This window comes from Gaiella occulta, assembly GCF_003351045.1.
GTDB lineage: Bacteria > Actinomycetota > Thermoleophilia > Gaiellales > Gaiellaceae > Gaiella > Gaiella occulta.
Map to the genome: position 1 here is coordinate 101,878 of NZ_QQZY01000003.1, position 17,840 is coordinate 119,717.

A 17,840-nucleotide genomic window follows, 5' to 3' on the forward strand; every position below is an offset into this window, starting at 1 on the left:
GACAAACCCCCTTTCCCAGGCCCGACCCTATCGCAGCCGGCGAGGCAGGCGACAGGGTCGCCGGTCGGAGAGCCGTGTCAGCGGCAGGTGCCGCAGGCGCCGTGGAGCACGACCTCGTGCGCGTCGATCGCGTAGCCGAGCCTGCCCGCCACGCGCTCGAGGGCGCGCTCGAGGCCGGCGTCGGAGAACGGCTCGACCTTGCCGCAGTCGTCGCATACGAGATGGTGGTGGTGGCCGTCCGCGTGTGCAGGCTCGAAGCGCGTGATGCCGTCGCCGACGTCGACGCGCTGCGCCAGGCGCAGCTCGACGAGCTGATCGAGCACGCGGTAGACGCTGGCGATGCCGACCCTGGCGCCGCCGGCGCGGATCCCGTCGAAGATCTCCTGCGCCGACCGGCAGCACTGCTGGGCGCCGAGATGCTCGACGACGCTGCGCCGCGCGCCGCCGTTGCGCAGCCCCACCTGGCGGAGCACGTCGAGGGCGTACCCGCTCCACCCGGTCGGCATCTCGGAAGGTGTCGTCGCCACCGTGTGAATGATAGCCATTCTCATAGACGTGCTACGCTCGTCGTCGATGACGAGAATCGTTCTCATGCTCGCGGCGCTCGCAGGCACGGTCGTGCTCGCAGGTTGCGGCGGCGCCGGTCGCTCCGGCACGACCGTCGTCGCCGCCTTCTACCCGCTCGCGTTCGCGGCCTCCGAGATCGGCGGCGGCGCCGTGCACGTGCGCAACCTCACTCCCGCAGGCGCCGAGCCGCACGATCGCGAGCTGACACCCGGGGACGTGAGGGACGTACGCGACGCGGACGTCGTCTTCTACCTCGGCGGCGGCTTCATGCCCGCTCTCGAGCAGGCGCTCGAGAGCCGCGCCGACCCGTCCGTCGACCTTCTCGCCCTCCCGGGTCTCGCGCCGTTCCGGGGAGCGGGGGGCGGCGCCGCGCTCGACCCGCACGTCTGGCTCGATCCGCTGCGCTATCGCACGATGGCCCGCGCGATCGGCGGCAGTCTCGGCCGCAGGCAGCGCGCGGCCGCGTTCGCGCGCAGGCTCGACGACCTCGATGCCGCCTTCCGGGCAGGGCTGCGCACGTGCGCCCGCCGGCAGATCGTGACGAGCCACGCGGCCTTCGGCTACCTCGCGCGGCGCTACCGCCTCGAACAGGTGCCGCTCGAAGGCCTGTCGCCCGAGTCCGAGCCGTCGGCGCAGGCGCTCGAGCGCCTCGTGCGAACCGTCGAGCGCAGCGGCTCGACGACGGTGTTCTTCGAGCCGCTCGTCTCGCCGAAGCTCGCGCAGACGGTGGCGCGCGCGGCCGGTGTGCGCACCGCCGTGCTCGATCCGCTCGAAGGGCTCGCGCCGGACGAGGTAGCGGCGGGAAAGGACTACTTCTCCGTCATGCGCGAGAATCTCGCCGCGTTGCGCAAGGCGCTCGGATGTCGCTAGCGGTCGAGCTCGACCACGTCTCGTTCGCCTACCGCCCGGGCGTTCACGTGCTCGAGGACGTGACCCTGTCGGTGGCGCGCGGCGAGTTCGTCGCCGTCGCGGGGCCGAACGGCGGCGGCAAGACGTCGCTGCTGCGACTCGTGCTCGGGCTCGAGCGGCCGTCGACCGGCTCGGTGCGCGTCTTCGGCGAGGCGCCGGGGCGCGCGGTGCGACGGCACCGCATCGGCTACCTCCCGCAGCGCTCGCGTCCCAGCGGCGAGGCACCCGTGACGGTGCGCGAGATCGTGTCCGCCGGCCGGCTCGCGGCGGCAGGCATATGGGGGCCGCTGCGCCGCGCCGACCGGGAGATCGTCGCCCGCTCGATCGAGCGCGTCGGGCTCGGCGGCCGCGCCGACGCGCCGCTGCGGACGCTGTCGGGCGGGATGCAGCAGCGGGCGCTGATCGCGAAGGCGCTCGCGGTGGAGCCCGCGCTGCTCGCCCTCGACGAGCCCACCACCGGCGTCGACGCCGAGTCGCAGGAGTCGCTCGGCGCGCTCCTCGACGAGCTGCGCAACGAGCTCGGCGTCACGATCCTCTACGTCTCGCACGAGTTCGGCGCCGTCGAGCGCGTCGTCGGGCGGATCGTGCTCGTGCGCGGCGGCGTCGTCTTCGACGGCCCTCCCGGCGAGCTCCCCGGCGTGTGGCACGACCCCTCGCACGTCCATGCTTGATCTCGAGTTCATGCGGCTGGCGTTCGCGATCGGCGCGGTCGTGGGCCTGCTCGCGCCGGCCGTCGGCTTCTTCCTCGTCGAGCGGCGCGCCTCGCTCGTCGGCGACGGACTCGGCCACGTCGCGTTCGCCGGGGTCGCGGCCGGGTACCTCCTCGGCGTCTCGCCGGTCGTCACGGCGCTTGCCGCAGCGGTGCTCGGGGCGCTCGCGATCGAGTGGCTGCGCACGCGCGGCGGCGCCGCCGGCGACCAGGCGCTCGCGGTCGTCTTCTACACCGGCATCGCCGCCGGGGTCGTGCTCGTGTCGAGCGCGGGAGCGTTGAACGTGAACCTGTTCCAGTATCTGTTCGGCTCCATCCTCACCGTCACGCGCGCCGATCTGTGGACGGTGCTCGTGCTCGGTGCCGGCGCGCTCGCCGCGGTCGCTCTCCTCTACCGCGGGCTCGTCGCCTCGGTGCTCGACGAGGAGGGGAGCCGTGTCGCCGGCGTGCCCGTCACCCGCCTCAACGTCGTCGTCGCGGTGCTCGCCGCGCTCACCGTCGCCGTCTCGATGCGCATCGTCGGCATCCTCCTCGTCGCGGCGCTGATGGTGCTGCCCGTGATCGCCGCCAACCGCGTCGCCTGGAGCCTGCGCTCCACGCTCGCCCTCGCGATGGCGATCGGTGTCGGCTCCGTGCTCGCCGGACTCACGATCGCCTACTACGCGGACCTTCCGCCCGGCGGAACGATCGTGCTCGTCGCGGCGGGCGCCTTCCTCGCGTGCGCAGGCGGGAACGCCGTCGCGCGCCGCGTGGGATGATCGGCCGGCAGTGACCGCCGTGACGCTGACCGGCCACGCCCTCGGCCTCGACGACGTCGTTCGCGTCGCCCGCGGCGGGGCGCGCGTGGATCTCGATCCGGCCGCGATCGATCGCATGCGCGCGGCGCGCGCGGTTGCCGAGCGCGCCGTCTGCGACGGCCGCGCGGCCTACGGCGTCACCACCGGGGTCGGGGTGCGCAAGGCGTTCGCCGTCGAAGCGAGCGGGCACGACCGGCTGCTCGTGCGCCAGCATCTGATCGCGCAGGGGCCGGAGGCGCCACGCGACGTCGTGCGCGCCACGGCGTTGCGGCTCGCGAACGCGCTCGCCGCGGGCACGACCACCGCGCGACCCGAGCTCGCGCTGCTCGTCGTCGAGGCGCTCAACGCCGACCGGCTCCCGCGCGTGCGCCTGCTCGGCTCGGTCGGGCAGGCCGATCTCGCCGCGATGGCCGACCTGGCGGAAGGGCTGCTCGGCGACACCCCGCTCTCCCAGGGAGAAGCGATCGCCCTCATCAACCAGAACGCGTTCTCGACCGGCTCCGGGGCGCTCGCGCTCTACGACGCGCTCTCGCTCGTGGACGCCCTCGACCTCGCCGGGGCGCTCGACTTCGAGGCGCTCGCCGCCAACCGCGACGCCCTCCACCCGGCCGTCGCCGAGGTGCGACCGTACCCGGGCCTGCGCGTCTCGCTCGAGCGTGTCGGCGCCCTTCTCGAGGGCAGCGGCGCGAAGGCGCGCAACCTGCAGGACCCGCTCAGCTTCCGCACGCTGCCGCAGGTCAACGGCGCCGCCCGCGACGCGCTCGCGTTCGTGCGCGCCCAGCTCGAGATCGAGCTCAACGCCGCGCAGTCGAACCCTCTCGTGCTCGTGGCACAGGAGCGGGTGATCTCGGTCGGGAACTTCGAGATCCAGCCGCTCGCAACGGCGCTCGACCTCGCGCGCCTCGCGCTGGCGCCGGCGCTGTCGACGGCGGCGGAGCGGGCGGTGAAGCTGCTGCAAGCGCCGCTGACGGGGCTCACGGAGGGGCTCGGCGCCCGGTCCGGTCTCGCCGAGAGCGCGCTCAGCGAGCTGGGCATCGCGGTGCAGGCATTCGCGTCGGAGGCGCGGCTGCTCGCGCAGCCCGTCTCGTTCGAGCTCGTCTCCACCACGCAGGCCGAGGGCATCGAGGATCGCGCGACGATGGCGCCGCTCGCGTCGCGGCGGCTCGCCGAGATGGTCGAGCTGGGGGCCCGCGTCGTCGCCGTCGAGCTGCTCCTCGCAGCGCAGGCGTGCGATCTCCGCGGCCACCGTCTCGGCGCCGGCAGCGCCCGCCTGCACGCGCGGGTGCGCTCGCTCGTCCCCTTCGTCGGCGAGGGCGACGCGCTGCCCGATCTGGAGCCGCTCGCCGCGCTCGTGCGCTCCGGAGGGCTCGACGGCTGATGGCGTTCGTCGACGTGCACCAGCACCTGCTGCCGCCGTCGTTCCAGGCGGCGCTGCGGCGTCGATCCCTGCCGCCGCGGATCGCGGGGTCGACGCTGCACGTCGGCGAGGGCGCGTTTCCGTTCGACCCGGGGGAGCACGACGTCGAGGCGCGGCTGGCTGCGCTCGACCGCGCCGGCGTCGACGTCGCGGTGGTCTCGCTGCAGCCCACCTTCGGCCACGAGGGGCTCGCCCCGGGCGAGCGGTCCGAGCTCGTGAGCGCCTGGGAGGAGGGGATCGCGGAGATCGTCTCCGCCACGGGCGGGCGCATCGCCGCGCTCGCGGCCGGCGGCCCGGTGCGGCCCGGCTTCGTCGGCACGTGCGTCGGCTCCGACGCGCTCGACGCTCTCGAGGCGCTCGCGCCGGTGCTCGCGTCGCTGCGGGCCCGCAGCGGCTTCCTGTTCGTGCATCCGTCCGGCGGGCCGGTGCCGCCGGGATCGCCCCCGTGGTGGGGCGCGCTCACCCTCTACACGGCGCAGATGCAGGCCGCCTACCTGCGCTGGCTGTCGGGCGGGCAGGAGCGCTGGCCCGACGTCCCGGTCGTGTTCGCGATCCTCGCCGGCGGTGCGCCGTTCCAGCTCGAGCGCCTCGCCTCGCGCGGGCCGCAGGTGCGCTCGGCGCTGCACCGCAACGTCCACTTCGACAGCGCCTCGTACGGCCGCCGTGCGCTCGAGCTCTGCATCGAGACCTTCGGCGTCGAGCAGATCGTCTACGGCAGCGACGTGCCGATCGTCGATCCCGCCCCGACCTTGCGCGCGATAAGGGGTTTCGGCGAATCTGTCGAACGTCTGATCACCTGCGACAATCCGACCAGACTCCTGCCATGACCCACATCGACATCGCCACCTGGCTCGCCGACCGGCTCACCGCCGATGCCGACCTCGACCGCCCCTCCCTCGCGCGCCTGGCCGCCGCGGTCGGCCGGGAGGAGGGCCTGTGGCGCGACCACGTGCGCGTCCGCACCGACGAGCGCCACTACCTGCAGCTCTACCGTGACCCGAACGTCGACGTCTGGCTGATCTGCTGGATGGACGGCCAGGACACGGGCTACCACGACCACGACCGCTCGCAGGGAGCGGTGTACGTGTGCCAGGGGGCACTGTTCGAGGACTTCTTCCAGCGCGGCGAGGACGGCTGGATCCGCGAGCGGACGAACCGCCACGAGACCGGCGGCGCGTTCGACTTCGACTCGACCTACATCCACGGCGTCCGTCACGCGGCGGGCGAGCCTGCCGTGTCGGTGCACTGCTACTCGCCGGCGCTGTGGCGCATGGGCCACTACGAGCCCGACGAGAACGGCGTCATGCGGAGGGTCGCGATGACCTACGCGGACGAGCTGCTCGGCGTCGCCTGACCCCGGCGCAGCGGGACTCCCGCCAGGGCGAAGAAGCGCGCCAGGATCTCCTCGTAGGCGAGCAGCGTCCCGCCGAGCCGGGCGGGCGCAGATCCGTTTGTCCTACCCTCGTGCGTGGTCGGCAAGCTCCGGTGGGTACTGCTCGAGCCACCAGCGTGCGATATCGACACGTCGCATGAAGGCAACACCCGGAGTGCTCCTCGCGTGCTCGATGAAGGCACGCACCACCGCGGCCCGTGCCGCCTGGCCGCTCCAGCGGGCATGCATCGCGACGGTCATCATCGCCGCGCGCCCCTCGTGGACCAGCTCGTCGAGACCGGTCGTGAGCGTGTCGAGAAAGTCGCGCGGGCTCGAGAAGCCCGGGCTCATCAGGAAGCGGCTGTCGTTGTACGTCTTCGAATACGGAACGACGAGGAACGGCTCGCTCCCGCAGCGCGCGTAGTAGGGAATGTCGTCGGCGCAGCCGTCCGAGTCGTAGATGAAGCCGCCCTCCTCGACGAGAAGCTCGCGCGTCGCCTCGCTGGGCCATGACGGGCAGTTCCAGCCGAGCGGCCGCTGCCCGAGCACGCGCTCGTACGTCTCGATCGCGCGGTGCAGATGCTCGCGCTCTTCGTCCCGGGTCATCCCCCACAGCGGGATCCAGCGCCAGCCGTGACCCATGAGATCGTGGCCGTGCTCTCGCATCCAGGCGGGCACTGCCGGGTTGAGCTCGAGCGCGACGGCCGCGGCCGAGACGGTGACCGGGATCCGGGCCGCGTCGAAGATGCGCGCAAGCCGCCAGACACCGGCGCGGCTGCCGTACTCGTAATGCGCCTCGGTGCCGCGGTCGCGCTGCGGCGGTTGCACGCCGGGGTCTGGGTACTCGCCCCAGCCTTCGTTGCGGTTGTCGCCCCAGATGACCGAGGATTCGGAGCCCTCCTCGTAGACGAGCACCATGTTGACCACGACCTTGGCACCGTCCGGCCAAGCGAAGGCCGGCGGGTTCGGCCCGTAGCCGACGAGATCGCGCTCGCGCACCTGGTCGGGGATCAAGCGGCGCTCCGTGCATCTGCGGGGCTCATGGAGCCAACTATAGGATCGACCGATGGTGCTTCGCGTCGACTCCGATCGCATGCGTGCCGACTTCGAAGCTCTCGCGGAGATCGGCGGTACGCCCGAGGGCGGTGTAGCACGTACGACGTTCTCGGATGCTCATTTCGAGGCGCGTGCCTGGTTCTTGGAGCGTGGCCGTGCAGCCGGTCTCGCGACCCGTGTCGACTCGGCCGCGAATCACTCCGTTGTCCTGCCTGCCCGAGACCCGGAGGCGCGCACGCTGATGCTCGGCTCGCACCTCGACTCGGTGCGCCGTGGTGGCCGCTACGACGGCGCGCTCGGCGTTCTCTGCGCGCTCGAGGTGCTGCGCTCCGTGCAGGATGCCGGGCTCGAGCTGCCGCTCGCGCTCGAGGCGGTGGACTTCACCGACGAGGAAGGCACGCTCATCGGGACGCTCGGCAGCTGGGCGCTCACGGGTGAGCTGTCAGCAGAGATCCTCGCCGCCCCGCGTGGCGGTCGCGATCTGCTGCTCGCCGAGCTCGAACGGGTGGGGCTCAGCGAACATGACCTGCTGTCGGCGCGTCGAGATCCGGCGTCGCTGGCAGGCTTTCTCGAACTGCACATCGAGCAAGGGCCGGTGCTCGAGCGGGCCGACACGGCCATCGGGATCGTGACGGGCATCATCGGGTCGAGCTCCTTCCTCATCGTCTTCGAGGGTGACGCACGCCATGCGGGTACGACGCCGATGGACGCCCGCCGGGATGCGGCGCTCGGCGCGGCTGCGTTCGTGCTGGGCGTGCGCGAGACGGTGACGCGCGATTTTCCGGGCTGCGTCGCGACCGTGGGTGACATCGCCATCGAGCCGGGATCGTTCAACGTCGTTCCCGGCAGGGCGCGGCTACGGATGGAGTGTCGCTCCCTCGACGCGGCGGAGCTCGATGCCCTGGAGCACGCGCTTGCCGTCCGCGCCAAGGTCGCTGCCGACCAATGGGGCCTCGAGGTAGACGTGCAGCGTGCCGGCCGCTGGGATCCGGCGCGGACGGACGAGCGCGTGCGTGCAGCGTTCACGGATGCCGCCGGCGCGCTCGGCCTGAGCACGATGGAGCTACCGTCGGGCGCGGGACACGACGCGCAGGCGCTCGCGCGTGTGACGCCGAGCGGCATGGTGTTCGTCCCGTCGCTCGGCGGAGTCAGTCACGACCCGACCGAGCACACCGCCTGGAAGGACTGCGTCAACGGCGCCAACGTCCTCCTCGGTGCGACTGTCGTGCTGGCGCGCTCTCTCCAGAACGGATCGATCATCTAGCCGCGACCCACGACCGCGGCGACGGCGGCGAGCAGGGCGTCGTTCTCCTCGCCGCGGCCGATGCTGATACGGACGAGGTCATGGAGGGGCCGCACGACGACGCCGTGCGTGAGGATGGCGCCGGCGAGGCCCTCGGCGCCGCCGTCGAACCCGGAGGCGTCGACCGAGACGAAGTTGCACTTCGACGCCCACGTACGCAGCCCGAGTGCGCGCAGGGCAGGAAGGAGTCGTTCGCGTTCGCCGACGATCCGGTCGACCTGATGATCGTGGTAGGCGTCGTCCTCGAGCGCGGCGAGCCCGGCGCGCAGCGAGGCGGAGCTGACCGAGCTTCCGGGCACGAGGAAGCGGTCGACGTAGTCGAGCGTCTCGGCGTTGCCGACGGCGTAGCCGATGCGCAGGCCGGCGAGGGAGTACGCCTTCGAGAACGTGCGCGTGAGGACGACGTTGTCGTACTCGTGGGCGAGCCCCGTCAGGTCGATGTTGAGATCGAAGTCGGCGTAGGCGGCGTCGACGAGGAAGGGAATGCCGGTATCGGCGATGCGTCGCACGCCGTCGAGGCTCATCGCGTTGCCGGTGGGGTTGTTGGGCGTGCAGACGACCACGAGCTTGGTAGCGGGTGTGATCGCGGCGAGCATGCGATCGGCGTCGTAGCGCCAACTCTCGTCGTCCGAGTCGAGCGGCACCTCGACGATGCGTGCCTCGAGCGCCTGCAGACGACGGTGGCAGACAGGCCACGACGGGCGCGGGATGACGACCTCGTCCCCGGCGCGGACGAACGTGCGCAGGGTGGCGTCGATCACCTCGGTGGAGCCGGCGGTGACGAGCACCTGGTCGGGCTCGACCCCGTAGCGCCCGGCAAGCGCGCGCCTGAGCGGAGGCACGGGCGGAGGCGAGAGGTTGGCGTCGAGATACGCGCGCTCGAGCGCTGCCCGCACGCGGGGCGATGGAGGCTCGGTGTTCTCGTTCGACGCGAGGCGAACGAGCGTGTCGTCGCCGTCCGAGACGGCGAGGTGGGCGAGATAGGAGGCGTTCGAGGGCAGATCTCGCGCGGCGGGCACGAGATAGCCGGCGAGACCGCGCGAGGAGCGCTTGGTCAACGGCCCAGGAGCTCGGAGAGCTCGACGGTCCTGCCGTCCTCGAGCAGCGAGCGCTCGCACGCGAGCGCCGTCGCCAGGGTGCCCATCGCGTCCCGCGGCGTGCAGAACACCCGGGTCGGATCCCCGGCGCCGACCGCCTCGACGAACCGCGCGATCGCCCGCTCGAAGGGATGGGTCGTCATCCGGGCCTTCACCCGGCGACCGCCGACCTGCCCGGTGACCTGGAACGCCGGATCGAGCTTCAGCCGCAAGGTCGCCTCGGATGCGACGACGTCGAGCGAGTAGGAGCCGGGCTGCCCCGGCCGGGTCCACGCGAGCACGATCGTCCCGACGGCGCCGCTCTCGAACTGCAGCACGAGCGTCGCCGCGTCCTCGATGTCCCCGGCCGCCGTCTCGCGCTGCGCGAGCTTCACGTCCGACGCGGTCGCCTGCACGCGGGCGACGTCGCCGGCGACGGCGCGCATGAGGTCGATCTGGTGGCTGCCGCGCTCGAGGACGTTCCCGCCGCCGCCGCAGCGGTCGAGGAACCAAGGGCGCGCCGCAGTCGGCCCCACGCTGACCCCGTAGAGGAGCGCCACCTGCTGGCCGTCCAGCTCCGCGCGCAGCGTCTCCAGCCCTTCGGTCGCATGCCACTGGTAGCCGATCGCGCACACGGTGCCCGTCTGCTCCCACGTCTCCACGACCGCTCGCGCGTCCTCGAGGGTGCGCGCCACGGGCTTCTCCAGAAAGACCGGCAGCCCGCGCTCCATCGCCGCGACGGCAGCGTCGCGGTGGTGCAGCGGCGGCGTCGCCACCCAGGCTGCGTCCAGCGTCTCCCCGTCGAGCAGCTGCCGCCAGTCCTCGTACACCGCCGCCCCGTCGGGCGCGGCCTTCTCGGCGCGCGCGCGGTCGACGTCGCAGACGGCGACGACCTCGTGGTCGAGCTTGCGCAGCACGAGGATGTGATCCGTCGCTATCCAGCCGGTGCCGATGACCCCGACCCGCAGTGCCTCGCCGCGCATCGGCCTACTCTACGGGGATGCGGGCGGCGGCCGTCACGACGCGGCGCGCGCCATCTCCGTAGGGTACGCAGGATGTCGGCGCGGCTCACCGGAAGAGTCACCGTCGTGACGGGCGGAGCGTCGGGCCTCGGCCGCGCGATCGCCGTCCGCTTCGCGGACGAGGGCGCTCACGTGGTCGTCGGCGACGTGAGGCGCGACCCGGTCGAGGGAGGTGCGGAGATCGCCGAGATCCTCGGCGAACGCGGCCACTTCGTCGAGACGGACGCCTCACGCTGGGACGACGTGGACCGCCTCGTCACGTCGGCGGTCGACCGCTACGGCCGGCTTGACGTGATGGTCTGCAACGCCGGTGTCGCCGGCAGGTGGTCGAAAGGGCTGCTCGAGACGACCGAGGAGGACTGGGACGCGATCATGGCCGTCAACCTGCGCGGCACGTTTCTCGGCACGAAGCGCGCGGTCGGCGAGATGCTCGTCCAGGAGCCGATCGGCGAGGTGCGCGGCCGCGTCGTCATCATCTCGTCCCAGCACGGGATGGTCGGCCCGCCCGGGCACGTCGCCTACGCGGCGAGCAAGGGAGGTGTCGTCAACTTCGTCCACCAGGTCGCAGTCGACTTCGGCCGTCTCGGCGTCCTCGTCAACGCCGTCGCCCCGGGCAAGATCCTCACGGGCAATCCGGCGGGCATGCGTTCCGAGCTGCTCGAGTACTCACATGCCCGTACGCCGTTCCACCGGCTCGGCCGCCCGGAGGACGTGGCGGGGGCCGCGCTCTTCCTCGCCTCCGACGACGCGGGCTACGTGAGCGGCATCAACCTCCTCGTCGACGGCGGCTGGATGGCCTACTGATGAAGATCGTCGACGCGAAGACGTTCGTGGTCGGCAACCCGCCGCCCTCGTACGGCGGCCGCTACTTCGTATTCCTGAAGCTGGTCACGGACGCGGGCGTGGAGGGCGTGGGGGAGGTGTACGCCGCGACGTTCGGCGCTCACACCGTCGCGCGCATGGTCGAGGACGTGTGCGGGCGCCACGTGATCGGCGCCGACCCAGGGCGGATCGAGCAGCTCTGGCGTGACGTCTACTCGCGCGGCTACACGCAGCGGCCCGACGTCTCCCTCGTCGCCGTGCTCAGCGGTATCGAGATGGCGTGCTGGGACATCGTCGGCAAGGAGCTCGACCGCCCCGTGCATGCGCTCCTCGGCGGCAGGGTGCGCGACAGGCTGCGCTCGTACAGCTATCTCTACCCGGCCGACGGCGACACGGCCGACGTGTACCGCGACCCGGACACCGCCGCGCAGCGCGCCGTCGAGTACGTGGAGCAGGGGTTCACAGCGGTCAAGTTCGACCCGCTCGGCGACTACGCGACCTTCGATCCGCGCCAGCCGTCGCTCGAGGCGCTCGAGCGGACGGAGCGCTACGTTCGGCAGGTGCGCGACGCGGTCGGCGACCGCTGTGACCTGCTCGTCGGCACCCACGGGCAGCTCACCTCGTCCGGAGCGATTCGGCTCGCGAAGCGGCTCGAGCCCTACGACCCCCTCTGGCTCGAGGAGCCGACGCCGCCCGAGTCGCCCGAGGAGATGGCGCGGGTCGCGCGCGGCACCTCGATCCCGATCGCGACCGGAGAGCGGCTGACGACGAAGTACGAGTTCGCGCGCGTCCTCGCGACCGGGGCGGCGTCGATCCTGCAGCTCAACCTCGGTCGATCCGGCGGCCTGCTCGAGGGGCGGAAGATCGCCGCGCTCGCCGAGGCCCACTACGCCTCGATCGCGCCGCATCTCTACTGCGGCCCGGTCGTCGGCGCCGCCAACATCCAGCTCAGCCTCTGCGTGCCGAACTTCCTCATGCTGGAGGGGATCCACACGTGGGGCGGCTTCCACGCCGAGATCCTGAAGAAGCCGATCGTGTGGGAGGGTGGCTACGTGCTCCCGCCGGCCGCGCCCGGTCTGGGCGTCGAGCTGGACGAGGAGGTGGCGCTGCGTCATCCGTACGACGAGGATGCCCTCCACCTCGAAATGGTGTCGGGCGAGCCGGAGCCGTGACCCGCGTCGGCTTCGTCGGGGTCGGCCATCTCGGTGCGCATCTGGCGCGCAGCATCCTGCATGCCGGATACCCGCTCGTCGTGCACGATCGCGACCGCGCCGCGGCGCAGCCGCTGGTCGACGCGGGCGCGACCTGGGCCGGCACGCCCCGTGAGACCGCGGCCGCGAGCGACTGCGTCATCACCTGCCTGCCCTCCCAGCGCGCGGTCACGGAGGTGGTATCCGGGCCTGACGGCCTCGTGGAAGGCATGCGCGCGGGGGCCGTCTGGATCGACATGAGCACGAACGACCGCCACGAGCTGCTGCGTCTCGCCGCGCTGCTCGCCGAGCGCGGCGTCGTAACGCTCGAGGCGCCCGTCACCGGTGGCGTGCACAAAGCTGCGGAGGGGGAGATCACGGTGCTCGTCGGCGGCGACGAGGAAGCCCTCCGCGCCCACCAGTCCCTGTTCGACACGGTCGGCGGCGCCGTCTTCCACGTCGGGCCGCTCGGCAGCGCCTCGGTGATCAAGGTGATCACGAACATGCTCGCGTTCGTCCACCTCGTCGCGGCGGGCGAAGCGCTCATGCTCGCCCGGCGCGCGGGACTCGACCTCGCCCAGTGCTACGAGGTGATCAAGGCGAGCTCGGGGAACAGCTTCGTGCACGAGACCGAGAGCCAGCTCATCCTCAACGGCAGCTACGACATCGGCTTCACCATGGACCTGGCGGTGAAGGATCTCGGCTTCGCCCACGAGCTGGGGGACGAGCTCGGCGTCCCCCTCGAGCTCGCCACGCACGTCGAGCGGATCTTCGCCCGTGGCCGCGAGGCCTATGGCGGCCACGCGTGGTCGACGATGATCGTCAAGCTGCTCGAGGACGAGCTGCAGACCGACCTGCGGGCGCCCGGGTTCCCCGCGGCGCTGCAGTAGCTCAGCCCAGATCGGCCGCGGGCAGCGGCTCGACGCCGTGCGACGCGAGGGCAGCCGTCAGCGGCCCTGCCCACGAGCCGTCGTCGAGGAGCACGACCTCGTAGCCGCTGCGCCGGTACTCGGCGACCTGCTCGGCGGTCTGCACGATCCATGCGTCGGCCGTCTCCTGCGACACCTCGGACGGCGGCAGCTGCATGACGCCGTACCCGCGCGCCCGCAGCGTCGCGAGGCTCCCCAGCAGGAGAGCGTCGGCGACGACGGCGACCTTCTCCGATCGCGGGTCGGTCGTCGTCACGGGCCGTCGAGGAGGGCGACGAGGCGGGCGCGCTCCTCCTCCGGGTCGTAGTCGGGGAACCAGTGCCGGATCCCCGTGCGACGCGGCATCGGCAGCCCGCGGTCGGCGAGCTCGGCGGCGAGCTCCTCGAGGAAGATTCCCTCGCCGTCCACGAACTGCGTGTCGTCCGCGCCGATATTCGGCTCGCCGCCCCACGTGCTCGAGGACGGCTGGTACGAGACCCCCATCGTCGGGCTCGAGTCGACGCCGATCATGACGACGTCGTCGCCCGCCGACACGTGCGGCTCCATCGTCGCGGCCACCGTCCGCGCAAGGCGCCGACAGTGGGCGCGGAAAAGGGGCGTATCCGCCTGCTCGCGCACCCACCAGAAGCGCCGCACGCCGCCGAAGGCGAGCTCGGGGCACGGCATCTGGCGGATCACCCAGCCGCGCTCGACGAGCAGGTCGATCACGGGATCCCACATCGCCGGTGTCTTCGCGCCGCCGAGCGTCTTCGCGTTCTGGTTGAGGAGGCAGTGCGCGAGGAACGCGACGTGCGCCATCTCAGCTCCCGAAGTCGAGCAGGACCTTGCCGAGCTTGCCCGGCGCCTGGAGCCGGTCGAACGCAGCCGCGGCCTCCCCCGCCGGGAAGACCCGGTCGACGAGCGGGACGATCCGGCCCGAGGCAAGGTGCGGCACGACCTCGCGGGCGAACGCCTGTACGGCGGCGGCCTTCTCCTCGAGCGGCCGGGCGCGCAGGACGGTGCCCATGACGTGCGCGCGACGGCCCATCAGCTTGCGCAGGTCGAGCGGTGCTTCGGTGCCCGCCCCTGTGCCCACGATCACGACCCGCCCCTTCACAGCGAGGGCGTCCAGGTCGGGGTCGAGGTTCGGCGCGCCGACGAGCTCGAGCACGACGTCGGCGCCGCCTGCGGCGCGGGCGCTCTCGACGAAGTCGGCGGGGGCGACGACGTCCGCGCCGAGAGCGGCGACCCGCGCCCGCAGGTCCTCCTGTCGCACCGTCGCGAGCACGCGCGCTCCCGCAGTCGAGGCGATCTGGACGGCGGCCGTGCCGACGCCGCCGTTGGCGCCGTTGACGGCCAGGAGCTCACCGGGGCGCAGCGCCGCCTGCGACATGACGGCGTCGTGGGCGGTGACGAACACTTCGGGCACGGCCGCGGCGGCGAGGTCGTCGAGCCGGTCGGGCACCGGGGCGACGTGGCGCTCGTGCACGAGCACGCGGTCGGCGAGGCCGCCGCCGCCGACGATGCCGAAGACGCGGTCGCCGAGCGCGAACCGGCGCGCCGTCGGCCCGCACGCGGCCACCGTGCCGGAGACCTCGATGCCCGGCACGTCGGCCGGTGCCCCGGGAGGAGCCGGATAGCGGCCGGCCCGCTGGGCCAGGTCGGCCGGGTTCAGGGCCGCGTAGCGCACCGAGACGAGCACGTCGTCGCCCGTGGGGACGGGATCGTCCCGCTCCTCGAGGGCGACCACCTCGTTGCCGCCCGCCCCTGTGAACACGATGGCTCTCATGCAGTTCCCACAGCGTAGACGGGCGCCCGCAGGGCGGCGAGCGCTGCCGCGGCGGCACCGGCCAGCAGGGCCGCCGCGAGGAAGAGCATCGAGGCGGGGCGGGAGGCCGCCTCGAGGAGGTAGCTCCCAGCGGCGGTGGTCGCCGCGATGACAAGGTACTCGCGGCCGTTCCACACGATCGTCAGGTCGGGGCGCTCGGCCGGCGAGACGCGTGCGAGCGCCCCGCCCACGACGACGGGCCACACGCCGCTGCCGAAGAACGCAGCCGCCACGGTGAACGCCAGGTAGAGCCAGGCCGTGTGTGTCGGTAGGGGTAGCACCAGCTTGCCCGCGGCCATGGCCGCGAGCCCGAGTGCGACGCCCGACTCGGCGCGGCGGAGCGGCACGGCAAGCAGCGCCCCGAGCGAGAAGGCGATCGTATTCGTGCCGATCAGCATCCCTGCGAGGAACGCTCCGCCCCCTCCGGCGAGGACGGTGAGCGGCAGCGCCACTGCGAGGTTCGCGTGCGAGACACCCGCCGCGAGCGCCGAGCAGGCGAGAGCGAGGCGGAGTTGCGTCACGTCACCGCACCCGAGATCAGGGACAGGCGCTGCCGTCACCCGATGCGGCCGGGCGGCCTCCATCCGCGTGGGGCGAGCCTCCCTCGACCCGGTTCCGCGGCGAGGGTGCCGTCCTCGACCACGATCTCGCCGCGGCTGATCGTCGTCACGGGGAAACCGCGCACGCGCATTCCCTCGTACGTCGAGTGGTCGACGTGCGAGTGCAGCGCGGGCGCCGACAGCATCACCTCGCGGTCGGGGTCGAACAGGACGATGTCGGCGTCGAGCCCGGGCAGCAGCCGCCCCTTGGTGGGAAGCCCGAACACGTCGGCGGGACGGGTGCAGCAGACCTCGACCCACCGCTGCAGCGAGAGGAGGCCGGTGCGGACGCCGAGGTCGTGCACGAGCGCGAGGCGGACCTCGATCCCGCTCGTCCCGGGAGGAGGGACGAGCTCACCTGCCGCGTCGCGGACCCGCCGGCGCGGGCCGTGGTCGGTCGAGACCACGTCCAGGGTGCCGTCGGCGAGGGCTCTCCACAGCGCGTCGCGGTGCCCTGCGTCCCGGAGCGGTGGGCTCACCTCGAACGCCGGTCCCGTGACCGGGTCGAGGATCGCCGACTCGTCCAGCACGAGGTAGTGCAGGCATGCCTCGCCGAATGCGGCGTCCCCGTGCCGCCGCGCCCGGCGTAGCTCCTCGACGCTCTCCGCGGCCGTGACGTGGTAGAGGAGGACGCGGGCCCCGGCCAGGCGGGCGAGTGCGAGCGCGCGGTGGCTCGCCTCCGCCTCCATCGAGGCCGGCCGTGCCGCCGCATGCCACTGCGGGCCGGAGCGCCCCAGCTCGAGCTGTTGCCGGACGAGCTCCTCGATCACCGCCTTGTTCTCGGCATGGACGATCGCGAGCCCACCGGCTGCCGCCACGTGCTGCATCCCGCGCAGGATGAGGTCGTCGCTGAGAGCCCACCCCTCGTAGCTCATGAAGAACTTGATCGTGGGGACCCCCGCTTGCACGACTTCGGGGATCTCGTCGATACGTTCGCGGCTCGGCTCGCGCGGGTTGACGTGGAAGCCGTAGTCGACGAGGCACTCGCCTTGCGCCTCGCCCTGCCGCCCCGCGAGCGCGGCGCAGAGGCGAACCCCGGGCTCCACCTGCACCTGGTCGAGGAACGTGGTGACGCCGCCGAACGCGGCGGCGACCGACCCTGTCCGGAACGTGTCGTCGTACGACCACTCGGCTCGCTCGGTGCGGATGTGCACGTGCCCGTCGACGGCGCCCGGGACGACGAGCAGGCCGGTGGCGTCGAGCTCGCGCCGGCCACGGAGTCCGTGCCCGATCGCGGCGATCACCTCGCCGTCGACGGCGACGTCCATGACGGTGTCGATCCCTGGGCCGACGACGTGGCCGTTCCGGATCACGAGGTCGAACACGGTCGGCCTACGCTGCGGCGACGGGACCGGCACCTACGGGCGGCGCGCGCCGAAGCTCGGTAGCCAGCCGGTCAGCTCCGACAGCTCGCGGCCCGCCGCGACGAGGTCGCCGACGATCGCCGGTCGCCGCTCGGGCGACATCCGCGACACGGGGATGCAGGTCGTGAGCGCGGCGATCGTCTGACCGGCGTTGTTGACGACAGGGACCGAGGCGGCGTAGAGACCGATCGCCGTCTCCTCCCAGTTCTCCGCATACCCCTGCTCGCGCACCTCGGCGAGGATGGCGTGGAGCTCGGGCAGTCCGTTCAGCCGCCGTCCGGCGGGTGTCACCAACGGCCCGTTGCCGAAGAGCGCCTGCACGTCCTCCGGCGGCGCCGTCGCCAGCACGACGCGGCCGCTCGCCGAGGCAAAGGCGGGCGTCTTCGAGCCGACGTGCGTGACGAGCCGCACGGGGTGGGACGTCTCGGCGAGGGCGATGAAGAGCGACTCCCGGCCGTCCAGCACTGCGAGCGCGAGCGTCTCGTCGTGGCGTGCGAGGAACTCCGCGGCGACCGTGCGGAAGGCCGTCACGATCGGCAGGTCGGAGGACCGCGAGCCGAGCCGCAACGCGCGGATGCCGAGGTCGTAGCGCCCTTCGGTGTCGCGCACCGCCCAGCCACGGTCGAGGAGGACGGTGCAAATGCGGTGGATCGTGCTCTTGGCGGTGTCGAGCTCCCGTGCCAGCTCGGACATCGGCAGCGGCCCGCGCGCCGCGAGCAGGTCGAGGACGCGCAGCGTCGCCTGGACGCCGCTCGAGGCCGAGCGCGTCCCGACGGCGTCGGCCGGGTCGCTCGAGACAGGGGAGACGACCGTCATGCGCCCGAGAATAGTCCCCTTCGTCGGCGCTGTCGAGAACGCCGGTCCAGATCGAGAACGAATGGGCTTGACCAGACCCCGCCCT

Annotated in this window: 20 protein-coding genes; 10 read left to right on the top strand and 10 right to left on the bottom strand. The window is 72.6% G+C overall.

Going from position 1 to position 17,840, the window contains the following annotated elements:
- Window positions 1–77: 77 nt before the first annotated feature.
- Window positions 78–527, bottom strand: a complete 450-nt coding sequence (locus Gocc_RS07420; RefSeq protein WP_220150507.1) for a Fur family transcriptional regulator — start codon at window positions 525–527, stop codon at window positions 78–80.
- Window positions 528–573: 46 nt separating this feature from the next.
- Between Gocc_RS07420 and Gocc_RS07425 the strand changes: the two genes are divergently transcribed.
- From Gocc_RS07425 to Gocc_RS07450, 6 genes are read left to right on the top strand one after another with little or no spacing between them, the layout of a single operon-like run.
- The gene (locus Gocc_RS07425; RefSeq protein ID WP_114795916.1) at window positions 574–1,437 is read left to right on the top strand and encodes a metal ABC transporter substrate-binding protein; all 864 of its coding nucleotides are present in this window, start codon (window positions 574–576) and stop codon (window positions 1,435–1,437) included.
- Window positions 1,428–2,147: a metal ABC transporter ATP-binding protein gene (locus tag Gocc_RS07430; RefSeq protein WP_114795917.1), complete on the top strand. Its 720-nt coding sequence runs from the start codon at window positions 1,428–1,430 to the stop codon at window positions 2,145–2,147. Before Gocc_RS07425 ends, Gocc_RS07430 begins: the two co-directional genes overlap by 10 nt.
- Window positions 2,140–2,943: a metal ABC transporter permease gene (locus Gocc_RS07435; RefSeq protein WP_114795918.1), complete on the top strand. Its 804-nt coding sequence runs from the start codon at window positions 2,140–2,142 to the stop codon at window positions 2,941–2,943. Before Gocc_RS07430 ends, Gocc_RS07435 begins: the two co-directional genes overlap by 8 nt.
- 10 nt (window positions 2,944–2,953) lie before the next feature.
- Entirely contained in the window at window positions 2,954–4,360 is a 1,407-nt protein-coding gene (locus Gocc_RS07440; RefSeq protein WP_114795919.1) for an aromatic amino acid lyase, read from the top strand.
- A complete protein-coding gene (locus Gocc_RS07445) occupies window positions 4,360–5,226 on the top strand; it encodes an amidohydrolase family protein (RefSeq protein ID WP_114795920.1) in 867 nt (288 codons plus the stop codon). The genes Gocc_RS07440 and Gocc_RS07445 overlap by 1 nt, the downstream gene beginning before the upstream one ends.
- A complete protein-coding gene (locus tag Gocc_RS07450) occupies window positions 5,223–5,753 on the top strand; it encodes a cysteine dioxygenase (protein ID WP_114795921.1) in 531 nt (176 codons plus the stop codon). Before Gocc_RS07445 ends, Gocc_RS07450 begins: the two co-directional genes overlap by 4 nt.
- A 102-nt stretch (window positions 5,754–5,855) precedes the next feature.
- Here the strand turns inward: Gocc_RS07450 and Gocc_RS07455 are convergent, their stop codons facing one another.
- On the bottom strand, window positions 5,856–6,785 hold the full coding sequence (locus Gocc_RS07455) for a polysaccharide deacetylase family protein (protein ID WP_220150508.1): 930 nt from the start codon (window positions 6,783–6,785) through the stop codon (window positions 5,856–5,858).
- Window positions 6,786–6,837: 52 nt separating this feature from the next.
- Here Gocc_RS07455 and Gocc_RS07460 point away from each other — a divergent pair, with 52 nt between their 5' ends.
- Entirely contained in the window at window positions 6,838–8,091 is a 1,254-nt protein-coding gene (locus Gocc_RS07460; RefSeq protein ID WP_114795922.1) for a Zn-dependent hydrolase, read from the top strand.
- Here Gocc_RS07460 and Gocc_RS16115 read toward each other — a convergent pair.
- Both Gocc_RS16115 and Gocc_RS07470 read right to left on the bottom strand, forming a co-directional pair.
- Complete coding sequence (locus Gocc_RS16115) at window positions 8,088–9,188, bottom strand: pyridoxal phosphate-dependent aminotransferase (protein ID WP_181813460.1); 1,101 nt, start codon at window positions 9,186–9,188, stop codon at window positions 8,088–8,090. The two genes, Gocc_RS07460 and Gocc_RS16115, sit on opposite strands and share 4 nt — an antisense overlap.
- The gene (locus Gocc_RS07470) at window positions 9,185–10,189 is read right to left on the bottom strand and encodes a Gfo/Idh/MocA family protein (RefSeq protein WP_114795923.1); all 1,005 of its coding nucleotides are present in this window, start codon (window positions 10,187–10,189) and stop codon (window positions 9,185–9,187) included. Before Gocc_RS07470 ends, Gocc_RS16115 begins: the two co-directional genes overlap by 4 nt.
- A gap of 72 nt (window positions 10,190–10,261) precedes the next feature.
- Here Gocc_RS07470 and Gocc_RS07475 point away from each other — a divergent pair, with 72 nt between their 5' ends.
- Genes Gocc_RS07475 through Gocc_RS07485 form a run of 3 tightly spaced genes read left to right on the top strand, consistent with a single transcriptional unit; the run spans window position 10,262 to window position 13,130 of the window.
- The gene (locus Gocc_RS07475; RefSeq protein ID WP_114795924.1) at window positions 10,262–11,032 is read left to right on the top strand and encodes an SDR family NAD(P)-dependent oxidoreductase; all 771 of its coding nucleotides are present in this window, start codon (window positions 10,262–10,264) and stop codon (window positions 11,030–11,032) included.
- The gene (locus tag Gocc_RS07480) at window positions 11,032–12,222 is read left to right on the top strand and encodes a mandelate racemase/muconate lactonizing enzyme family protein (RefSeq protein WP_114795925.1); all 1,191 of its coding nucleotides are present in this window, start codon (window positions 11,032–11,034) and stop codon (window positions 12,220–12,222) included. Before Gocc_RS07475 ends, Gocc_RS07480 begins: the two co-directional genes overlap by 1 nt.
- On the top strand, window positions 12,219–13,130 hold the full coding sequence (locus Gocc_RS07485; RefSeq protein WP_114795926.1) for an NAD(P)-dependent oxidoreductase: 912 nt from the start codon (window positions 12,219–12,221) through the stop codon (window positions 13,128–13,130). The genes Gocc_RS07480 and Gocc_RS07485 overlap by 4 nt, the downstream gene beginning before the upstream one ends.
- 1 nt (window position 13,131) lies before the next feature.
- Here the strand turns inward: Gocc_RS07485 and Gocc_RS07490 are convergent, their stop codons facing one another.
- The 6 genes from Gocc_RS07490 to Gocc_RS07515 are packed head-to-tail and all read right to left on the bottom strand — an operon-like array spanning window position 13,132 to window position 17,755.
- Complete coding sequence (locus Gocc_RS07490; protein WP_114795927.1) at window positions 13,132–13,425, bottom strand: hypothetical protein; 294 nt, start codon at window positions 13,423–13,425, stop codon at window positions 13,132–13,134.
- Entirely contained in the window at window positions 13,422–13,967 is a 546-nt protein-coding gene (locus Gocc_RS07495) for a hypothetical protein (protein ID WP_114795928.1), read from the bottom strand. Before Gocc_RS07495 ends, Gocc_RS07490 begins: the two co-directional genes overlap by 4 nt.
- Before the next feature lies 1 nt (window position 13,968).
- Window positions 13,969–14,937 carry an NAD(P)H-quinone oxidoreductase gene (locus Gocc_RS07500; RefSeq protein WP_114795929.1) on the bottom strand — a complete coding sequence of 323 codons (969 nt, stop codon included), beginning with the start codon at window positions 14,935–14,937 and terminating at the stop codon, window positions 13,969–13,971.
- Window positions 14,934–15,497 (bottom strand): hypothetical protein, encoded by a 564-nt coding sequence (locus Gocc_RS07505; RefSeq protein ID WP_147281216.1) that lies wholly within the window; start codon window positions 15,495–15,497, stop codon window positions 14,934–14,936. The genes Gocc_RS07500 and Gocc_RS07505 overlap by 4 nt, the downstream gene beginning before the upstream one ends.
- A gap of 35 nt (window positions 15,498–15,532) precedes the next feature.
- Window positions 15,533–16,900 carry an amidohydrolase family protein gene (locus Gocc_RS07510; RefSeq protein WP_114795931.1) on the bottom strand — a complete coding sequence of 456 codons (1,368 nt, stop codon included), beginning with the start codon at window positions 16,898–16,900 and terminating at the stop codon, window positions 15,533–15,535.
- A 33-nt stretch (window positions 16,901–16,933) separates the two neighbouring features.
- Complete coding sequence (locus Gocc_RS07515; RefSeq protein WP_114795932.1) at window positions 16,934–17,755, bottom strand: IclR family transcriptional regulator; 822 nt, start codon at window positions 17,753–17,755, stop codon at window positions 16,934–16,936.
- Window positions 17,756–17,840: the final 85 nt, after the last annotated feature.

Excerpts from the sequence above, each read along its gene's own strand:
- Gocc_RS07425 (WP_114795916.1), top strand. The coding sequence starts at position 574 with ATGACGAGAATCGTTCTCATGCTCGCGGCGCTCGCAGGCACGGTCGTG.
- Gocc_RS07430 (WP_114795917.1), top strand. The coding sequence starts at position 1,428 with ATGTCGCTAGCGGTCGAGCTCGACCACGTCTCGTTCGCCTACCGCCCG.
- Gocc_RS07435 (WP_114795918.1), top strand. The coding sequence starts at position 2,140 with ATGCTTGATCTCGAGTTCATGCGGCTGGCGTTCGCGATCGGCGCGGTC.
- Gocc_RS07445 (WP_114795920.1), top strand. The coding sequence starts at position 4,360 with ATGGCGTTCGTCGACGTGCACCAGCACCTGCTGCCGCCGTCGTTCCAG.
- Gocc_RS07450 (WP_114795921.1), top strand. The coding sequence starts at position 5,223 with ATGACCCACATCGACATCGCCACCTGGCTCGCCGACCGGCTCACCGCC.
- Gocc_RS07460 (WP_114795922.1), top strand. The coding sequence starts at position 6,838 with ATGGTGCTTCGCGTCGACTCCGATCGCATGCGTGCCGACTTCGAAGCT.
- Gocc_RS07470 (WP_114795923.1), bottom strand. The coding sequence starts at position 10,189 with ATGCGCGGCGAGGCACTGCGGGTCGGGGTCATCGGCACCGGCTGGATA.
- Gocc_RS07475 (WP_114795924.1), top strand. The coding sequence starts at position 10,262 with ATGTCGGCGCGGCTCACCGGAAGAGTCACCGTCGTGACGGGCGGAGCG.
- Gocc_RS07480 (WP_114795925.1), top strand. The coding sequence starts at position 11,032 with ATGAAGATCGTCGACGCGAAGACGTTCGTGGTCGGCAACCCGCCGCCC.
- Gocc_RS07495 (WP_114795928.1), bottom strand. The coding sequence starts at position 13,967 with ATGGCGCACGTCGCGTTCCTCGCGCACTGCCTCCTCAACCAGAACGCG.
- Gocc_RS07500 (WP_114795929.1), bottom strand. The coding sequence starts at position 14,937 with ATGAGAGCCATCGTGTTCACAGGGGCGGGCGGCAACGAGGTGGTCGCC.
- Gocc_RS07515 (WP_114795932.1), bottom strand. The coding sequence starts at position 17,755 with ATGACGGTCGTCTCCCCTGTCTCGAGCGACCCGGCCGACGCCGTCGGG.